The following is a 601-nucleotide window of genomic DNA, read 5'->3' on the forward strand; positions in this document are numbered from 1 at the left end:
TTATGCCGTGACATGGGCATTCGGACACCTCGTTCAGCTTGCCATGCCCGACGGCTACGGCGTGCGCGGATTTGTCCGTGACAACCTCCCGATTATTCCCGACACATTCACGCTCGTCCCCCGTCAGGTCAGGACGGAGAAAGGTTACAAGCCCGACAGCGGCGTGGTGTCGCAGATAAAAGTCATCAAAAGACTGTTCGACACAAGCGAACATATCATCGTGGCGACCGATGCCGGACGCGAGGGAGAGCTTATCTTCCGCTACCTCTACCACTATACGGGTTGCACCACTCCTTTCGTGCGCCTGTGGATCAGCTCTCTCACCGACAAAGCTATCCGCGAGGGACTGCGGAAACTCGAAGACGGCAGCAAATACGACAACCTCTACCTCGCCGCCAAAGCGCGGAGCGAATCCGACTGGCTCGTGGGCATCAACGGCACACAGGCGTTATCCATCGCCGCCGGACACGGCACGTATTCCGTGGGGCGGGTGCAGACACCAACGTTGGCTATGGTATGTGAACGCTACTGGGAGAACCGCCGCTTTACGTCCGAAGCATTCTGGCAGCTCCATATCGCAACGGACGGTTGCGACGGCGAA

At 58.4% G+C, this 601-nt stretch carries 1 protein-coding gene; it reads left to right on the forward strand.

Features of this window, described 5'->3' with window-relative positions:
• Positions 1 to 601 (forward strand): DNA topoisomerase (locus WKT12_RS16465; protein ID WP_340320332.1); only part of this gene is annotated, 601 nt, incomplete at both ends.

This window comes from Phocaeicola sp. HCN-6420 (assembly GCF_037890145.1).
GTDB lineage: Bacteria > Bacteroidota > Bacteroidia > Bacteroidales > Bacteroidaceae > Phocaeicola.